This window comes from Spirosoma knui (assembly GCF_054780635.1).
In genome coordinates, this window is the sequence record NZ_BAAGVY010000009.1 from 284,684 (window position 1) to 301,561 (window position 16,878).

General features: G+C 49.1%; 12 protein-coding genes. 4 read left to right on the forward strand and 8 right to left on the reverse strand.

Features of this window, described 5'->3' with window-relative positions; all coding sequences use genetic code 11:
- Positions 1-142: 142 nt before the first annotated feature.
- The 7 genes from ACYVIY_RS19350 to ACYVIY_RS19380 all read right to left on the reverse strand — a co-directional run bounded on the left by ACYVIY_RS19350 (position 143) and on the right by ACYVIY_RS19380 (position 8,667).
- Positions 143-1,522: a sugar transferase gene (locus ACYVIY_RS19350; RefSeq protein WP_460978037.1), complete on the reverse strand. Its 1,380-nt coding sequence runs from the start codon at positions 1,520-1,522 to the stop codon at positions 143-145.
- Positions 1,523-1,700: 178 nt separating this feature from the next.
- Positions 1,701-3,236, reverse strand: a complete 1,536-nt coding sequence (locus tag ACYVIY_RS19355) for a capsule assembly Wzi family protein (RefSeq protein WP_460978038.1) — start codon at positions 3,234-3,236, stop codon at positions 1,701-1,703.
- 91 nt (positions 3,237-3,327) lie between these two features.
- Complete coding sequence (locus ACYVIY_RS19360; RefSeq protein ID WP_460978039.1) at positions 3,328-3,813, reverse strand: T9SS type A sorting domain-containing protein; 486 nt, start codon at positions 3,811-3,813, stop codon at positions 3,328-3,330.
- 49 nt (positions 3,814-3,862) lie between these two features.
- Positions 3,863-5,626, reverse strand: a complete 1,764-nt coding sequence (locus ACYVIY_RS19365; protein ID WP_460978040.1) for a beta strand repeat-containing protein — start codon at positions 5,624-5,626, stop codon at positions 3,863-3,865.
- 370 nt (positions 5,627-5,996) lie between these two features.
- Complete coding sequence (locus ACYVIY_RS19370) at positions 5,997-7,067, reverse strand: dipeptidase (RefSeq protein ID WP_460978041.1); 1,071 nt, start codon at positions 7,065-7,067, stop codon at positions 5,997-5,999.
- Positions 7,068-7,078: 11 nt separating this feature from the next.
- The gene (locus ACYVIY_RS19375; protein WP_460978042.1) at positions 7,079-8,194 is read right to left on the reverse strand and encodes a D-TA family PLP-dependent enzyme; all 1,116 of its coding nucleotides are present in this window, start codon (positions 8,192-8,194) and stop codon (positions 7,079-7,081) included.
- Entirely contained in the window at positions 8,194-8,667 is a 474-nt protein-coding gene (locus tag ACYVIY_RS19380) for a RidA family protein (protein ID WP_460978043.1), read from the reverse strand. Before ACYVIY_RS19380 ends, ACYVIY_RS19375 begins: the two co-directional genes overlap by 1 nt.
- A gap of 340 nt (positions 8,668-9,007) precedes the next feature.
- On the opposite strand from ACYVIY_RS19380, the gene ACYVIY_RS19385 reads away from it, so the two are divergent.
- Genes ACYVIY_RS19385 through ACYVIY_RS19395 form a run of 3 tightly spaced genes read left to right on the forward strand, consistent with a single transcriptional unit; the run spans position 9,008 to position 12,240 of the window.
- Positions 9,008-11,248, forward strand: coding sequence for an ATP-binding protein (locus tag ACYVIY_RS19385; RefSeq protein WP_460978044.1), 2,241 nt, complete (start codon positions 9,008-9,010; stop codon positions 11,246-11,248).
- 2 nt (positions 11,249-11,250) lie between these two features.
- The gene (locus ACYVIY_RS19390) at positions 11,251-11,664 is read left to right on the forward strand and encodes a response regulator (RefSeq protein ID WP_460978045.1); all 414 of its coding nucleotides are present in this window, start codon (positions 11,251-11,253) and stop codon (positions 11,662-11,664) included.
- 15 nt (positions 11,665-11,679) lie between these two features.
- A complete protein-coding gene (locus tag ACYVIY_RS19395) occupies positions 11,680-12,240 on the forward strand; it encodes a biliverdin-producing heme oxygenase (RefSeq protein ID WP_460978046.1) in 561 nt (186 codons plus the stop codon).
- Positions 12,241-12,263: 23 nt separating this feature from the next.
- On the opposite strand, the gene ACYVIY_RS19400 is transcribed toward ACYVIY_RS19395, so the two are convergent.
- Entirely contained in the window at positions 12,264-13,817 is a 1,554-nt protein-coding gene (locus ACYVIY_RS19400) for a sensor histidine kinase (protein WP_460978047.1), read from the reverse strand.
- Between the two features lie 243 nt (positions 13,818-14,060).
- Here ACYVIY_RS19400 and ACYVIY_RS19405 point away from each other — a divergent pair, with 243 nt between their 5' ends.
- On the forward strand, positions 14,061-16,634 hold the full coding sequence (locus ACYVIY_RS19405) for a glycoside hydrolase family 95 protein (RefSeq protein ID WP_460978048.1): 2,574 nt from the start codon (positions 14,061-14,063) through the stop codon (positions 16,632-16,634).
- The last annotated feature ends 244 nt before the right edge of the window (positions 16,635-16,878 follow it).

Below are 16,878 nucleotides of genomic sequence, written 5' to 3' on the forward strand. Positions count from 1 at the left end.
CACTGAAGTGAGTGCAATACGGTACGTTAACCAAGTTTAGCAAATAAAGGCGTTATCACTCTATATGTACAGGGCTGGTACGAAGAAGATACGTTGGATATGAGGCTGATACTATATTCTATAAGGTCGTAAAGCGGCTTTATTACTTGCCGCGCCCTTGTGCCATCACCCGGAGCGTTTGGGCAATAATCCACATATCGAATAAGAATGAGCGCCGTTCGGGATAAAGCAGATCATAACGCAACCGCTGCACCATTTCGTCGATGCTAGCCGCGTACCCAAACTTGATTTGGCCAATCGAAGTAATGCCAGGCTTTACTTTCAATAAGGACCGGTACTCAGGCGCGACTTCGACAATCTGATCGATGAAGAACTGGCGTTCGGGTCTCGGGCCAACCACCGACATGTCGCCTTTCAGCACGTTAAAGAATTGAGGAATTTCGTCCAGGCGGGTCTGGCGCATAAACCGACCCCAAGGCGTAATACGGCTGTCTAACAAACCGGCTGAGAGAACAGGCCCCGATTTCTCAGCATCGACGTACATGCTGCGAAATTTGTAGATATGAAATGGCTTACCATGTCTGCCTACACGCTCCTGTGCATAAAATATAGGCCCTCTGGAGGTTATCAACGTAATAATGGCCAGTAGCAAAAACACTGGCATCCCCACAATCAGGACACTTAAAGAGAAGATTACGTCAAACGCACGTTTCAGGGTATTTACCCGAAAATCGGCCAGCATCTGTGAAGACAAATTTAGTACCGGCAAAAAATCATGGTACTCGATTGAGGCTCCTTTTGTTAAAAAGCCTCTGAAATCAACCAGTAGCTTAACCTGATAGTCGACATTCTCTGCCTGATCAACAATGGTCTTCAATCTTATGCTGTCTATATAGGGCATACAGCAGTAGACGCAATCAATCCCCTCGGTTTTAATGTAACTTAACAATTCATCGTAACTGCCTTTGAGCAAGTTGGCATTAGAGACGTTAGGTTCATCAAAATATCCATAAAACCGAAATCCCATTTCGGGATGTGTCTCGTAAAAACTTTGAATTGTAGCAGCTAATTTACCGTAACCGACAATCACATATTTCCGGTTGTTGTAACCGCGAGCGCGGTATTCCCGTAAAAAGAGTAAGCTGCCAATTCTAAAGGCTGTGCCTAAACTTGTGAATAATACGTAACTAATTAGTAGATGCTCGCGGGAATAATAATATCCTTTTATAGCGACCCAAAAAACAGAGATAACAGCTACGTGGATTACTAAAAGAATTAAAAGTTTCTTGATCAGGTGATCAACTTTGAACAGTTGACGAGGATAGATATATGGTTTTAGTACTAAAATTTCTATTAACCATATAAAATTAAAAAGCCACCATAAAGACGCGTATGGCGATTTAGAAACATCATCTAAAGTGCCAAATTTAATCCAGTAAGCTCCAACAAACGCTGCATTCAGACTTAGAAAATCAACGAATATGTGAAGCGGAAAAAATAATATCGAATAACGATGCCTCATGTTTGTGACTTTACCCGCCAAGCTGGATAGCGCAATACCAAACTTAGTACGCTAAAGTAGCGTATTCGGTTGATGTGTTGGCGTGAATATTATTGTACGGCTTACCAGACACAGTCATGCAGGATAACTGCGTTCGGTAACTAAGAAATTTTATAATCAATCACTTAGGGTGGCAAAGCTAATCATCCTTAGTGGATTTCCACGTTTTACGTATGCTAAAATAAGCCCCCACACTCTGCCTGTACAGTGCCCCTTGGTCGGCAGCGACCCTAGCTGATAACTCAAGTCCCCCTAACAGTTGAAGCGGTGCCATGACCCCTAAATAGCCCGAAAACTGATTACGAGTCGATGAATAGGGCACATCATACGTCCCCAAATTTTGACTGAATGATAATTTAGCCTGATAAGTGATGGGACTATCAAGCAGCGACATCAATATAGGTAAATTGCCTGCTATGCCAATATGAAGCACACGTACACGGTTATTAAGGGTAAATGTTCCAGACGGATATTCATTGTTAGGACCAAGTGCAGGCGGAACAAATGGTGTGCCAATTGTATGCTGTCGATACGCCCATCCATCTCTGTATTGTTGATGGTTAAAGTAGTTATCTTTTCCTCTACGTTTAGGATCATCAATTATAAATTCTGGCCCTCCCTGACTGGTAGTGTTTAAAAATTCAATGAGTATATCTCTAACAATCGCGTTCGGATTATTTCGGCGTATTCGGAGGCCGTTCAGACCGTCCGCTATGTTAATTAAGGAAAACAAAGAGCCGTCTTCGTATATATTTTGTCGATAGATAAATAGGGTGTGCCTGACTAAATCTATTTCAGCCCCAACATCAATACTACCTAAGTGATTACCTACCCGGTTCGTGATTTCAAAATTTGTATACACACTCGAATCAGCCCGGCTAAACCGATCACCGATCACAACGTAATAGTAGTCTAACAGGCTTGACGGTAACTTACCGTCGTCTGGCACCAAACCTGTGCCCTTTAGTTTGTCAGTACGTCCACCCCAGATCACCTGATGATTAAAGCCACCGTATACGCGTAAAACATCTTTCTCGCGCCCTAATCGAAAGTAAAGCGATTTCTGGTGGAGCATTGTGTTACGAATGAATCCATTCGCGCTCAAAAACCCATGTGCGTACGTTCCCTGAATAGCGATCCACCCCTTTGTGAAGCCAATAGGCGTGAACGTTGGTATCGACACCTGAATTTTAGGTATTGGCATGGCATTACCTGACCAGGCATATGAACCGGATGACAAGCTTGAGTCTGCCAGACCGAACCGTTCACGCCGACGCCCTGCATACACTTCAAAAATACCATACCGTGCTTTTACGTACGCTTCGGGCAAGAGAACCGATTTTTCGTACGAAAGTGGATTAGCTGCGAAATTCGCAACTACGTTTATGCCGTAGCCCATATCGAACTTACGACGAGGCTGTAGTTTATTGGTTGTGTACGTCGTATCGTAGTCACTGGAAATGCCGACCCGGATGGTTGATGCTGGCGACTGATAGGGTACGATGCCGTATTGATTTGCTCTTAACCAGAACGGAGTAGTCACTGAAGACGATACGTAACCACCAAGTTCGACAGAATACTGGTCAGGCTGCCGGATCGGCTGGGCGACGCTGGCCTGAAGCAGAAACGTACTGACTATGAGTGCTAAAAACCACCTTCGTTGGTATAGATGCATTCGGCTATTGATCGACAGAAAAGCCAAAGATAAGCAAATAACAAAAAGGCCCTCACTTTACGCAAGGGCCCCTCTATCGCTGGTAGTCTAATTATTTCCTCACAATACGACCGGAAACTTTCTGATCATTGGCTTCTATAACAGGAACGTATACACCCGGAGCCGCTACATCAGGCTGCCAATTGACTTGGTGTTTTCCAGCCTTTAACTCCACATTGGTTATGATCTGCTTGATAATTTTGCCCTGAGCATCAGCGATCCATAAGTTCACTTTACTGTCAGCAGGTAGGTAATATTCGATGGTCGTGAACTGCTCAAATGGATTTGGATAAGCTAGCAGCCGCATCGAGAGTTCGGCGGTGGCGTTCATTGGTTTGATTGAAGCCACAAAGCGGCTACCCGCTTTCGCCTGGAAACCTGGCAATAAAGTTACTGACTGACCTGCTCGATAATCGACAGCGGCTATTTTCTCAACTGTATTAACGGCTTCGATCGTCTCAACCGCCTGTTCCAGACGATACGTAGCGTCGTTATAATTAGTATGAAGCCGTACCGACCGTTCCGCTTTTTGCGCCATACAGGTTAGGACCATACAGCATCCAATCAATGTGAACAGGACTCGCATATTAGTTAGCCGATTTAACTTTTAGTCTATTAACACGTTGCTCGAGCTGACTACTTTTTTTCTTAAGTGCGTCATTCTGCTTTTTAAGCTCAATCACGTACAGGGTTAGCTCTTCTATTTTTTCAAGGAGTTTCGCCTGCATCTGCCCAACATCTACCCCTTCTTTCACGACTTCTTCAGCCGAGGGTACGCCAGGTAAGTGTTTGTGCTGAGCAATATACTGCTCAACCTCCTTGATTGTTCGTAAGCGGTACTGATCGGCAAACACTTTATCTGACCAATCATCCGTAGTTTTAACGGCTACTTTTACTTTCTCCGTTAAGATACCATCCGCCACATACAGGCGGTATCCGTCTGGCGTGTTGGTTACGCCAGGACCCAATACAACACCTCCGGCATTGGTATTATACACATTATTTCCTTCAGCTTTCCATAAGCCATCGGTTTCGGCAGCCAGACGGCCAGATCCGTTAATGCTCCCTAAAACAACATCTCCCTGTCCATTAACCGTTAAAAACTTGGTTTGATTTAAGGCCGACGCCGTTGACGACGCTGTCAGATTTGTGAAACGGAGTCCACTGTTGCCCGCCGTTCCCTGGGTAATCTCCAGCTTCGCGTTCGGGGATGTATTACCAATACCGACGTTCGCGTTGTTTCCCAGAATCACCGCATTGGAAGCTGTAGCCTGTGCATTATAGCCCAGCACCGTAACGTTCTGTAAACCCGCGCCCGCTGGAACACCAGCATTATGGCCCACAAAGGTGTTATTACTACCATCGACGTTTTCCATCCCGGCGTACGATCCAATGCTTACATTATTGGCCCCACGCTGGTTTTTACTACCTGCTGCCGAACCGATATACACATTGAAGTTGCCTTCCGTATTAGCAAGGCCAGCCCCGTTTCCGATAAAGTTGTTGTTAGCGCCTACAGTGTTGCCTTCGCCCGATGAGCTACCAATAAATGTATTGTAGTTACCTCCGGTATTACCAAAGCCTGCCCGTTGGCCTATAAATAGGTTAGCTGTTCCATAATTATTATTGAAGCCTGAGGTAAGCCCAATAAATACGTTAGCGCTACCCGTCTGGCTGTTACGTCCCGCCTGATATCCGATAAATGTATTGTTCCCGCCGGTATTGCTGTTTCCAGACTCAAAGCCGATAAATGTATTTTGTGAGCTACCCACGTTAGCAGCCCCGGCTTTGCTGCCCAGGAACGTATTACTGTTTCCGGATTCATTACTGGCACCGGCCAGTGAACCCATAAACAGGTTATTGCTACCTGTTTTGTTAGCCGAGCCCGCATCAGAGCCTAAAAAGGAATTGTCTGAACCGTTCGTGTTCGCATAACCGGCACCGGTACCGACAAACGCATTGTTATTCCCGTCTTTATTGAAATACCCAGCCCGCTGCCCTGTAAATAAATTGTTGTATCCGGACGAGTTCGTGTAACCAGCCCCTGATCCGAGAAATGTGTTGTTGTTTCCTGTTACGTTGGAGAAGCCCGCCGAAAAGCCGAGAAATGCGTTACCCTGACCTGACGAGTTCTGATTTCCGGCACTAGCCCCAACGAACACATTTTGTGTTCCTGCCATGTTGGCTATGCCCGCCCCCCGGCCAATCATTAGGTTGCCTGCGCCACTCATGTTTAGGTTACCAGCTCCTACGCCAACCAGCGTATTGTCTGAACCAGGTGCAGAGGATGCAGGCGACGTTGCCACGTAATTCGTCTGAGCGACTGACTCAAGAACCGGTAGAACCAACATTATAGGGAGTATAAGTAGTCTTCGCATAAATAGAATAAAATATAGAATTGGGGGCAAGAGTAGAGTGTAAAGGTAAACAAATATGCCCTTACAAATATGCTGACAAATTAAGTAGCTAACGGCTTAAAAGCTATTTATTACGAATAAATAAAACTACTAGTTACCATAATTAGTAATTTTATAAACTATTTTAATGATCTAGTGAATAGAATATGCATTTAGCAAATAATATTCCAGACTGTTGACTCCTATTTAGAATAAAATTATTGTCATAAGTTACATCAACGCATCTTAGCCATGTTTAGGCTGGAATAGCAATAGCAGGTTGATTCGCTCAAGTCAAAAGCCCTTCGCAAAGAGCCTGTATCGTTTATTGCCAGATCCTACGTAAAAAGCGTAACCAATTACCGTGCATGACGTTCTGAATGTCTTCTTCCGAGTACCCTCGTCCGCTAAGAAGCTCTGGAATTTTCTGCAAATCAGCAATCGTTTCCAGATCATAGGGACATTGCTCTTTCCCAAAAGCTCCATCCAGGTCAGAGCCAATGCCAATGTGGTGGGCGTTACCGGCCAGCTGACAAATATGATCGAGGTGGTCAATGAGAATGGATAGTCTGCAATTGGTGGATTGCGGAGTAGACTGACCACGTACCCAGCCTGGTACCATCATCCAGGCATCAAGCGCTCCACCAATCACGGCGTCGCGGGCAATGAGTTCTTTAAGCTGCTCATCGCTGAACTGACGATTATGGTTGACTAAAGCCCGGCAGTTATTATGGCTCGCCCATACGGGTCCATTGAAATAATCCAGGGCTTCCCAAAAACTGTCATCACACAGGTGGGTAGCGTCCAGAATGATGTTTAGCCGCTCCATTTCTTTGAGCAGCGCCTGACCAGCCGCCCCCATAAAACCGGTCGCATCCGTTCCCTGCGCATATCGGCCCGGACCGTAATGCGCAGGCCCGATAGCACGCAGACCGTAGTGGTAAGCCCGTTCAACATGTTGAAGCGTTACTAATGAATCAGCCCCTTCGAGGCTAAGAATATAGCCAACCGGCTTTGTATCATTGGGCTCACCGTTGTTCCAAACCGCCAGGTGCTTTTCCAGACTGGCCCGATCACGAATTTGAACCATCTCGCCAGCCTCGACCATCGTTTCATACCAGATTCGTTGCGCCTGCGTCTGTGCCCAGGCCTGTTCGGGCGATTGCCAGCCGGGTAGTGGATTATCCGGCGCAACGTAACGGGCAATCTGAGTGGCCACAACCAGCCCTACGTTTCCCCGGCGGAGATCGGGCAACGAAACGGTTGCTTTCTCGCGGTCGGGTTTATCCGTCATGCCGTGTTCCCGCGCCCGGATTTGGGCTACAGGCTGCCGCAGGTCTCGGTTCCACTCCATGGCGTTCATGCTCAGGTCGAGGTGAGCGTCAATCGTAAACATAAGTCAGGTTGTTAGTAGATGATAACTCGATCGCGGGCCACTGTCCGCCACTCGCCAAATACGTTTCCCTGCTCGGTGGTATAAGCTCGTTCGTATAAGGCGCAGGTCGGGCAGATATGGTGCGGTAGCCCGTACATTACGTCTCCAATCTGATACGTATGTCCTTCGTCAGCTTCAACAACCAGATGCTCTTCACTCTGCCCGATTGGTCGCAGTTCAGGTGCGTTGAGGAACGTAATGCGGTGGTTCAAATCAGACTCAGCCGCAATTGATTTATGACCTATATCAATGCAGAGTTTGGTTGCATCGGGCCGCGAAATAACCCGACCTACCACCAAAGCCGCTGGCTGAAACGGCTGTTCAGGAAGAGCAGTCTGGTAGCCATTATCCCAGTAAATGAACGTACCGGGGCTACACTCAACATCCGGTCGTTGGGCATGGATGGGAAACGTCGGGCTTCCTCCGGCAACTACAATAGGGTCATACCCTTTCTCCCGCAATTGATCACGAAGTTGAGAAACAGCCTCAAAAGCAGTGTTACATTCCACTGTCCGAGCGGCCAGATCCCTGTTCCGAATGTGGCCATCGTAAGCGTGCAGGCCCACCGGCCGTAGCCCCTCGAGCTGTGTCAATTCATCGTATAGAGCAAGGACCGACACATCAGGCGTTGTGCCGGTTCGGTTCATACCAACATTTAAGTCAATGTATACCGGAATGGTAAACCCAGCGGCAACCGCCTGTTCAGCTAGTTGACGGGCGGTTACTATATTGTCAACCAGACAAGAAAAAGCTGTTGCTGGGTAATGATTAACTAAAGCAATAAAGCGGCCAATCTTGGCCCCAACGGGCTGATAAGCCAGCAGTACGTCCGGTGCTCCGCATTGCGCCAGCATTTCGGCTTCGGAAATCGTCGCGCATTTAAACTTACGGATACCGGCTTGGAGCAGCAGCTGGGTCGCTTCCGGCGACTTATGCGTTTTCACGTGCGGCCGCAGGCGGTCTACGTCGTTTACATAAGTTAGTAGTTGATTGATGTTCTGCTTCACGCGCTCGGTGTACACAACAAGCGCAGGTGAATCAATCTGGTCGATATTGTCGATTTGGTACCAGTTCGCTTGCTCCATCATCACACCAATTCGAACAGCGCTTCGATTTCTACCGGAATGTTGTCGGGTAACGATCCCATCCCGACGGCTGAACGAACCCCAATCCCATTGTCTTCACCCCAAATCTGGGCAAATAATTCACTGCATCCATTGATAACGTATGGGTGGCGGCCGAAATCAGAGACACAGTTGACCATACCCAGCACTTTAATGACCCGCTTGACCCGGTCCAGGCTGCCCAGATTCGTTCGGATGGTCGATAAAATTGTCAGGCCAACCTGCCGCGCAGCTAGCTTTCCCTGCTCAATGTCCATGTCCTGACCGATTCGGCCAATTATTAAGCTTTTATCATCTTGTACCGGCCCGTGACCCGATACATAGAGGTATTTCTGGTCAACTAAAAAGGGTTTGTAAACACCCAGGGGTTGTGGAGCGGGCGGTAACGATAAGCCTAACTTGGCAAAAGCTGCTTCTGGCGAGAGTTCAGGTTGCATATGACGTTGGTGAATTTTAATGAATAGCGGAAGACCGCAGGCATTGAATGATAACGTATCAGTTTCCTCAGGCTCAAAATTACGTGAAGCGCATTGAATAGCGTTTTGCCAACGGACAAATATAATAGGGATATACGCCATACGATTTGAACAAAGACGTAACGTACCTGAGCATGTTAGCTGAACTGATAACGAACTGCTGCATTTGTCACTTTTACACGCTCTATTTATACCCAAAAAAACGTATATTGCAGATCGTTAATTTGTATAACAAGGCATATCTCTTCCTGTTTCTGACATCACCGGCCTTCATTGGCTTAAAGGACCCATTTCTCAACGAATGATCGACTTTGATGTAGACGTCACGAATTGTGATCGCGAACCGATTCACATTTTAGGACACATTCAAGCACACGGCTATTTAGTTGCTATTCTCCCCGATACGTACACCATTGTTCATGCTAGTGCGAACGTAACGGACCTGGTTGGCCAGCCGATTAGTGAAATTCTTGGGCAATCGCTCGAAACCCTACTGGCGAAAACGAACCTACCTGCCACGACTCTCATTGAGTTATTGAACGTAGGCACACGGAACAACTCCTGGGAAAACATCAACCCACACCGAGTTCAGCTTGGTAATCAGTTCTGGAATTTAATTATTCATGAATACCAGGGACTTATTCTGTTGGAATGGGAGCCGACCGAAGAAAATCTAAAGGTCTCGCTGAACCAGCGCCTGATTGCTGAAGCGCTGACCGAGGTCCAATCGAGTCGGCACCTCAACGACCTGCTACAAAACACAGCCCGACGCGTTAAAGAAATTATTGGCTTCGATCGGGTTATGGTTTACCGCTTTGGCGCTGACTGGCATGGGCAGGTAGTGGCTGAAGTGAAAGAAGATCATCTGGAGCCATTTCTGGGTCTGCACTACCCAGCGTCTGACATTCCCCGGCAGGCCCGCGAACTATACAAAATAAACTTAGTCAGGCTGATTGCCGATGCAAACAGTCAGCCCTCGTCGATTCTGTCGGTGCCTGACTGGCCCGCCAATCAACCCGTTGACCTGACTCACTCAACCCTGCGCGCGGTTTCACCAGTTCATATTGAATACCTTAAAAATATGGGTGTTCAGGCGTCGATGAGTATTTCGCTGCTGTATCGAGGTGAATTGTGGGGGCTTATGTCGTGCCACCACTACTCACCCCGTTTTGTTGATTACTCCTCGCGGCAGTCGGCTAAGTTCGTCAGCCAGTTGCTGTCGGCTGCGCTGGAATTTCATAAAAACGAAGAAAGCCAAACGTTGCTCCGGCAAAGTCGGGATAACGGTCAACAACTGCAGGATCAATTGCTGGCCGATGAAGACATTACGCGGGCATTAACCCGGCATCCGACTACCGTGCTGAACTTGACCTCGGCTTCCGGAGCCGTCCTGTTGTTCAATAATCAGCAGTATCGGCTGGGGAAAACGCCCGACGAAGCCGAAATAACGCAGTTAGTCGAGTGGTTAAAAACGACAGACACTGAAACCTTTCTGGAAACGCAGGCTTTGCCCGTACTGTACCCACCCGCTGAAGCATTTCGGGATAAAGCCGCCGGTATGTTAGCCATTGTTTTGTCCCGCGAACTGAACGAATACTTACTCTGGTTTAAACCCGAACGTGTTCGACAAGTAACGTGGGCTGGTAATCCCGACAAGGCCGTCACCGTCGGCGAAAACGGACGAGCGCGGCTTAGCCCTCGCAAGAGCTTTGCGGCCTGGACTGAGTTGGTTCACAACACTTCCGACGCCTGGAGTGAAGTTGAGGTATCGGCGGCCATTAAGCTGCGCGAAGACATACTACAGGTAGTGACTCGCCAGGCGAACGAGATTCGGATGCTTAATCAGCGACTTCAGATTGCCTATGAGGAACTAGACGCCTTTAGCTACACGGTCTCCCACGACCTCCGAACCCCTTTGTCGTCGATCCGCTGTTATTCAGAGATTTTGTTGGAAGAATACGGGCAGGACTTCAATCCGGATGCCCGCGCATTGTTCCAGAAGATTATGGATTCGACCGACCGGATGCGGGCGCTGATTCGCCACATTCTGTATTATTCCCGAATGGGCCGTACTGAACTCAACGCGCAGGATATTGATATGAAGCAACTCCTGCAAACGATCCGGGAGGAAGTGCTGATTTCGGAAAAAGACAGAGCCTTAACAATTGATATTGAAGAAGCTCCGGGTTTTAGCGCCGACCCAACTATGGTTCATCAATTGTTTTCTAATCTGATCACCAACGCAGCAAAATACACCCGATCACAACCCGAAGGACGGATAAAAATAAGTGGTCAACAGCTCGGTCAGGAAGTGATCTATTCGGTGACTGATAACGGCATCGGCTTTGACATGAAAGAAGCCGGTAAAATGTTTGAGTTGTTCAAACGACTGGAGAACGCCCGGCAATTTAAGGGAACGGGCGTTGGCCTGGCCATTGTAAAACGAATTATTGGTCGGCACCAGGGTAAAATATGGTACCATAGCGAACCGAACCGGGGGGCTACGTTCTTCGTCTCGTTCCCCGTTGTGGCGGTTGACTAAACATGATTGACATTTTATACGTAGAGGATAATGAAGATGACGCTGACATCTTCAGCCGATTGATTCACAAGATGGATCGGCCTGTCACCTACACTATAGTACGTAGTGGCTCCGAAGCCATCGATTACCTAACTGCTCAGGGTCAGCAAACGCCTTTACCCAAACTATTGTTACTAGACCTGAATCTGATTGGGCTGAGCGGTCTTGATGTGCTGAAATGCGCCCGTTCGACGAAGCGGACCCGAAGGCTGCCGGTGGTGGCCTTCAGTACGTCCGATAGCCCCAATGACATTGAACATGCCTACGACGCGGGAATAAATGCGTATCTGGTAAAACCCGGTAATTATCAGGACACAAAGGTACTACTGCAACGGCTTTGCCAGTTCTGGTTGGAAGACAACACCCGGATTGATTAATCTATGACAAACCTGATGGAACGCCTACGCGCAGAAACCCGCTCGCTGCATGAACAAACCGAGCAGCTTTTGTTTGCCGATGCGCTGCGGGGCGGCACCCTTTCCACCAACGAATACAGCCAGCTTCTACGTACTCACTTCGCTTACCATAGTGCTCTGGAAACTGCCATTGATCAACATTCCGGTTACTTCGCCGATTATGCACCCGACGATCGACGGAAAACGTCCTGGTTACAGGCGGATTTAGCTCAACTTCAACAGACAATTCCAGCTCAGTCGGCAAACGTATTTGCAAACTGGTCACCGGCAGAGCTGCTCGGCGCGGCTTACGTCGGCGAGGGCTCAATGCTCGGCGGCAAAACGGTATGGCATTATTTACAGACCAGCCCGGCCGTGCGCCCGCTGCTGGAACACGCTCGTTTTTACCGAGGTTACGGTGCAGAAACCGGCCTTAAATGGAAGACGTTTATTGCATTTGTCAACAAACAGGCTGGCGATGCGTCGGATGACGTAGTGAGAGGAGCCCAACAGGCGTTTTTGACGTATCAATCGTTGTTTCGCCAGACACAAAAGTAATGGGCGGCAGAACTAACAAAGGGTTAAGAACCCTCCTGATAGACAGGCAGGAACACTTTGAACGTAGTTCCTTTGCCGGGTTGGCTGCTTACGTCAATGGCCCCGCCATGATTTTCGGCCACGCGCTGACAAATAGCCAGCCCAATTCCGGTTCCGCTGTATAAGCTGGCGTCATGCAATCGCTGAAAAGGGTGAAAAATCCGGTCTTTGTACTTTTCGTCGAAACCAAGTCCGTTATCGGCAACGGTCACCAGCCAGAACGCGGCTGACTGTCCTTGTAACTCAGCCGGAAGTTCATTAGCTTCCGCAAGTCGGGCTCCGATGTCGACACTCGCCCGCTGGTCCGGTTGCTGAAACTTCAGAGCATTGGCAATCAGGTTCTGAAACAACTGATGCAATCGGGATGTGCTTCCTAAAATAGTTGGCAGTTCTCCTACCGTGACGGTAGCCTTCTTTTCCGCAATAGCAATTTCAAGGTCGCTTACTACGTCTTCCAATACGTTACGAAGAGGAACTGGCCTTAAAGGTGCCCGCTCCGTGGCCAGCTGCGAATACATCAGCAAATCCTTGATCAACATCTGCATCCGCTTCGCCGATTTCTGGATACGCCGGGTCATGTCCCGCTCCCCATCCGAGAGGTTATCTTCAAACTGACTTTGCAGAATATCACTGAATGACTGAATCCGCCGTAAGGGTTCCTGCAAATCATGGCTAGCGACCTGCGCAAACTGCCGCAGGTTCTCGTTACTCTGCCTCAATTCGTTCACAATACGTTCCTGGTCAGCCGTTTGCTGTTCGGCCCGCAACTCGTTCAGCTTCCGGTCCGTGATGTCTAAACCCGTAACGATGCATCCATCGCCAAGTTTAGTAATCGACGTATCATACCAGACCTGTACTGCCGGGTAATACAGTTCCAGTCGAACAGGCTCACCGGTTTCAATCACCTGAACGCAATGCCGAAACTGACCCGACTCCCGCGAGCCTGGGTACACTGTCAATATCGTGTTACCAATCGCTTCAAGTCCCCAACTATCCAGAACTGCCTGCCGGGCGGCTTGATTGGCAAAGCGGATGCGAAAATCCTGGATTTGACCATCGGCGTCACGAATAGCCTCATATACAAACGTATTACTGAGCGAAGCATTCAGAACATCCTCAAAGCGCTGATGCTCTTCTTTTACCCAGCGCTGCTGACTGGTTACGTCGCGAAGGGTGGCAATCACACCATGATCGTACGGAGCCACGCGAATCGAAACGCTACGTCCCTGAGAAGCTTCGGCATCCAGATATTCTATCGCCTGTCCCGATTCAACAACTGTAGCGTAGCGCCTGACAATAGGCTCCCAAACGTCTTTCTGCTGTGGCAAATCGCGCAGTATCTGTTCCCCTATCCGTAACTGATGAGCAATTGAGGCCAATTGCCTGAATAAGGGGTTGTGGTACATTAACCGAAAATCTGTGATTTCCCCCGCAACATTCCGGACAGCCTCATAGTACACTACGCCATCGGGTAGTTTGTCGAGAACAGCCGTAGCCGCTACTGGTAAAACAGAATTTGGGGATAAGGAGGCTGGCATTATTGACGAAACACCCAACTACATCAAGCTATTGGCTAAAATTATACAAAGGAACAAATCCACGTTAAGTAAGCAAAACTAGATTTGGACCGGGCAGATCAGGCTGTTCGTTCGGTCAGAAAACGCTTGACGGAATAACACTTACCTTAATTTTACGCGAATCTATACGTAAACCAACGGCTATGGTATAGTTATCTCAATAGAAACTTAATATTTGTTGGGTAGTTTCTCTCTCCGTACTCTATGAATCACCTGTTGCTACATGTAACCAGCTTACGTATTGCTTGTTTAATTATCCTGTCCTTTTCCGCCCAGGCGCAATCACAACGGGTGTGGTACAATCGCCCGGCGGCCAACTGGAACGAAGCCTTACCGGTTGGCAACGGGCGACTCGGTGTCATGGTCTTTGGCAAGCCCGCAGAAGAATTGCTTCAACTGAACGAAGAAAGTCTTTGGTCGGGCGGACCAGCCAATCTAGACCCCAACCCCGGCGTCGCTAAATACCTGCCTCAAATTCGGGAAGCACTGTTTAAAGAGGATTATAAGCAAGCCGCTAAACTAACCCAGAACGTACAGGGCCTGTACACCGAAGCCTACCAACCCCTCGGCGATCTGCTACTCAAGCAAACCTTATCGGGCCAGCCAACCAACTATTACCGGGATTTAAACATCAGCGACGCCACTGCCACAACGCGCTTTACGGTGGACGGCGTCACGTTCACCCGGCAGATTTTTGTTTCGGCTCCTGATCAGGTAATTGTGATCCGGCTCACCGCTAATAAGAAGGGCGCGTTACGTCTATTGGCGGCTCCCCGTAGTCAGCATCCTGTCACTAAAACAGTTATTGGACGTAACGGACTGGCTATTCGGGGCAAAGTCCCGGCTCACGCCGACCCAAACTACGTGAATTACAACGCTAAGCCAATTGGTTACGAAGATCCGGAAGGCTGCCGCGGAATGCGCTTTGACTGGCGCGTTACGGTTCGCTCGACGGATGGAACCGTAACGACGGATACAGCGGGTGTACAGATTCAGAACGCAACCGAAGCCGTGCTGCTCGTTTCGGCCGCCACAAGTTTCAATGGCTTCAACAAATGCCCCGACCGCGAGGGACGTAACGAAAAGCAACTGTGCGATACGTATCTCCGGAAAGCAGGCAGCAAGTCGTACGAAGTTCTACGCCGAAACCACCTCGCCGATTATCACCGCTACTTCAATCGGGTCAGTCTCAACCTGACAACCAACACACCTGGCAGCCGTTCAGCCGCTGACCTGCCAACCGACGAACGGCTCAAACGATACGCCGAAGGGGCCGTCGACCCGGATCTGGAAAGCCTTTACTTTCAGTTTGGCCGCTACCTGCTTATATCCAGTTCGCGTCCCAAAAGCGAAGGGGAGCCAGGAGTGCCTGCTAATTTACAAGGTATCTGGAACCCCATGGTGCAACCGCCCTGGAGCAGTAATTTCACCACGAACATCAATGCGGAGATGAACTACTGGCCCGCTGAGATGACCAACCTGTCGGAACTTCACACACCCTTTCTCGACTGGATCGGCTACATGGCTACCACCGGCCGGGCAACGACAAAAAATTTCTATAACGCCCAGGGCTGGACGGTACACCACAACTCCGACATCTGGGCTACGTCCAACCCAGTCGGCGACCGGGGCAAAGGCAGCCCGTCATGGGCGAACTGGGCAATGGGCGGTGCCTGGCTTAGCCAGCACTTGTGGGACCATTACACCTTTACCGGCGACCGCCAGTACTTGCAACGGTACGCGTATCCGTTAATGCGCGAAGCCGCCCAGTTTTGCCTAGACTGGCTGGTAGAAGATAAACAAGGCCGCCTGGTTACGGCACCAGCCACCTCGCCCGAGAATGTATTCATTACTGAAAAAGGCGAGAACGAGTCGGTTTCTGTGGCGACAACGATGGACATGGGCCTTATCTGGGACCTGTTTACGAACGTAATTCAGGCGTCTGAGCAGTTGAATACCGACGCTGACTTCCGGAAGATGCTGCTCGAAAAGAAAAAGTTTCTATTCCCCTTACAAATTGGCCAAAAAGGTAATTTGCAGGAGTGGTACAAAGATTGGGACGATCAGGACCCACAACACCGGCATGTTTCCCACCTCTACGTACTTCATCCCGGTCGGCAGATTTCTCCGCTAACAACGCCATCCTTCGCGGATGCCGCCCGGAAAACACTTGAAATTCGGGGCGATGGCGGTACAGGCTGGAGTAAATCCTGGAAAATTAATTTCTGGGCCCGGCTTCACGACGGCAATCACGCTTACAAACTGCTGCGCGAACTGCTGCGACTTACGGGGGTAGAAGGCACTGAGTATGCAAAGGGCGGGGGGACGTACTCAAACCTGCTTTGTGCACACCCGCCCTTTCAAATCGACGGCAACTTCGGGGGTACATCCGGCATTGGCGAGATGCTGCTGCAAAGTCACGATGGCCTGCTCAACCTTTTACCCGCCCGACCCGATGCCTGGAGTTCGGGGGAAGTAAAAGGCTTGAAAGCGCGCGGTGGCTATGAACTAGATATGAAGTGGGCAAACGGAAAAGTAAGCCGGGTCGTTATCCGGTCTGCGCTCGGTGGAAACTGTAGAATTCGCGTTTCCAATAACCTGACCGGCACTGGTCTGGCGAGATTGCAGACCGCCAAAGACCTCAACCCAAACCCATTCTTCAAACTACCAGAAAACCAGTATCGCACTCGAATGCCGGAAGAAGCCAGCAACGGAGTTAGGGTCTACGACCTACCGACAGCACCAGGCAAGGAATACGTACTTGTTGGCGCAAATTAACCGTTGTCGTGCTCAAGAAAATATATGTTTATTAGCTTCATCTTCGCGTCTGAACTGATCGGACGCACAACTACCGATTAAGGTAATAGGCTCTTTGCAACCGATTGCGTAATACGTACTAACTTGCGGTTCAATTAACCCCGTGTAGCATGTCATCTACTAACCTCACGCTTGGCGACCAGGTCTACTTCCCCTTCGTCGAGAAGCCCATCGCCTACGAAGGACGAGAGTCCGACAACCCCCT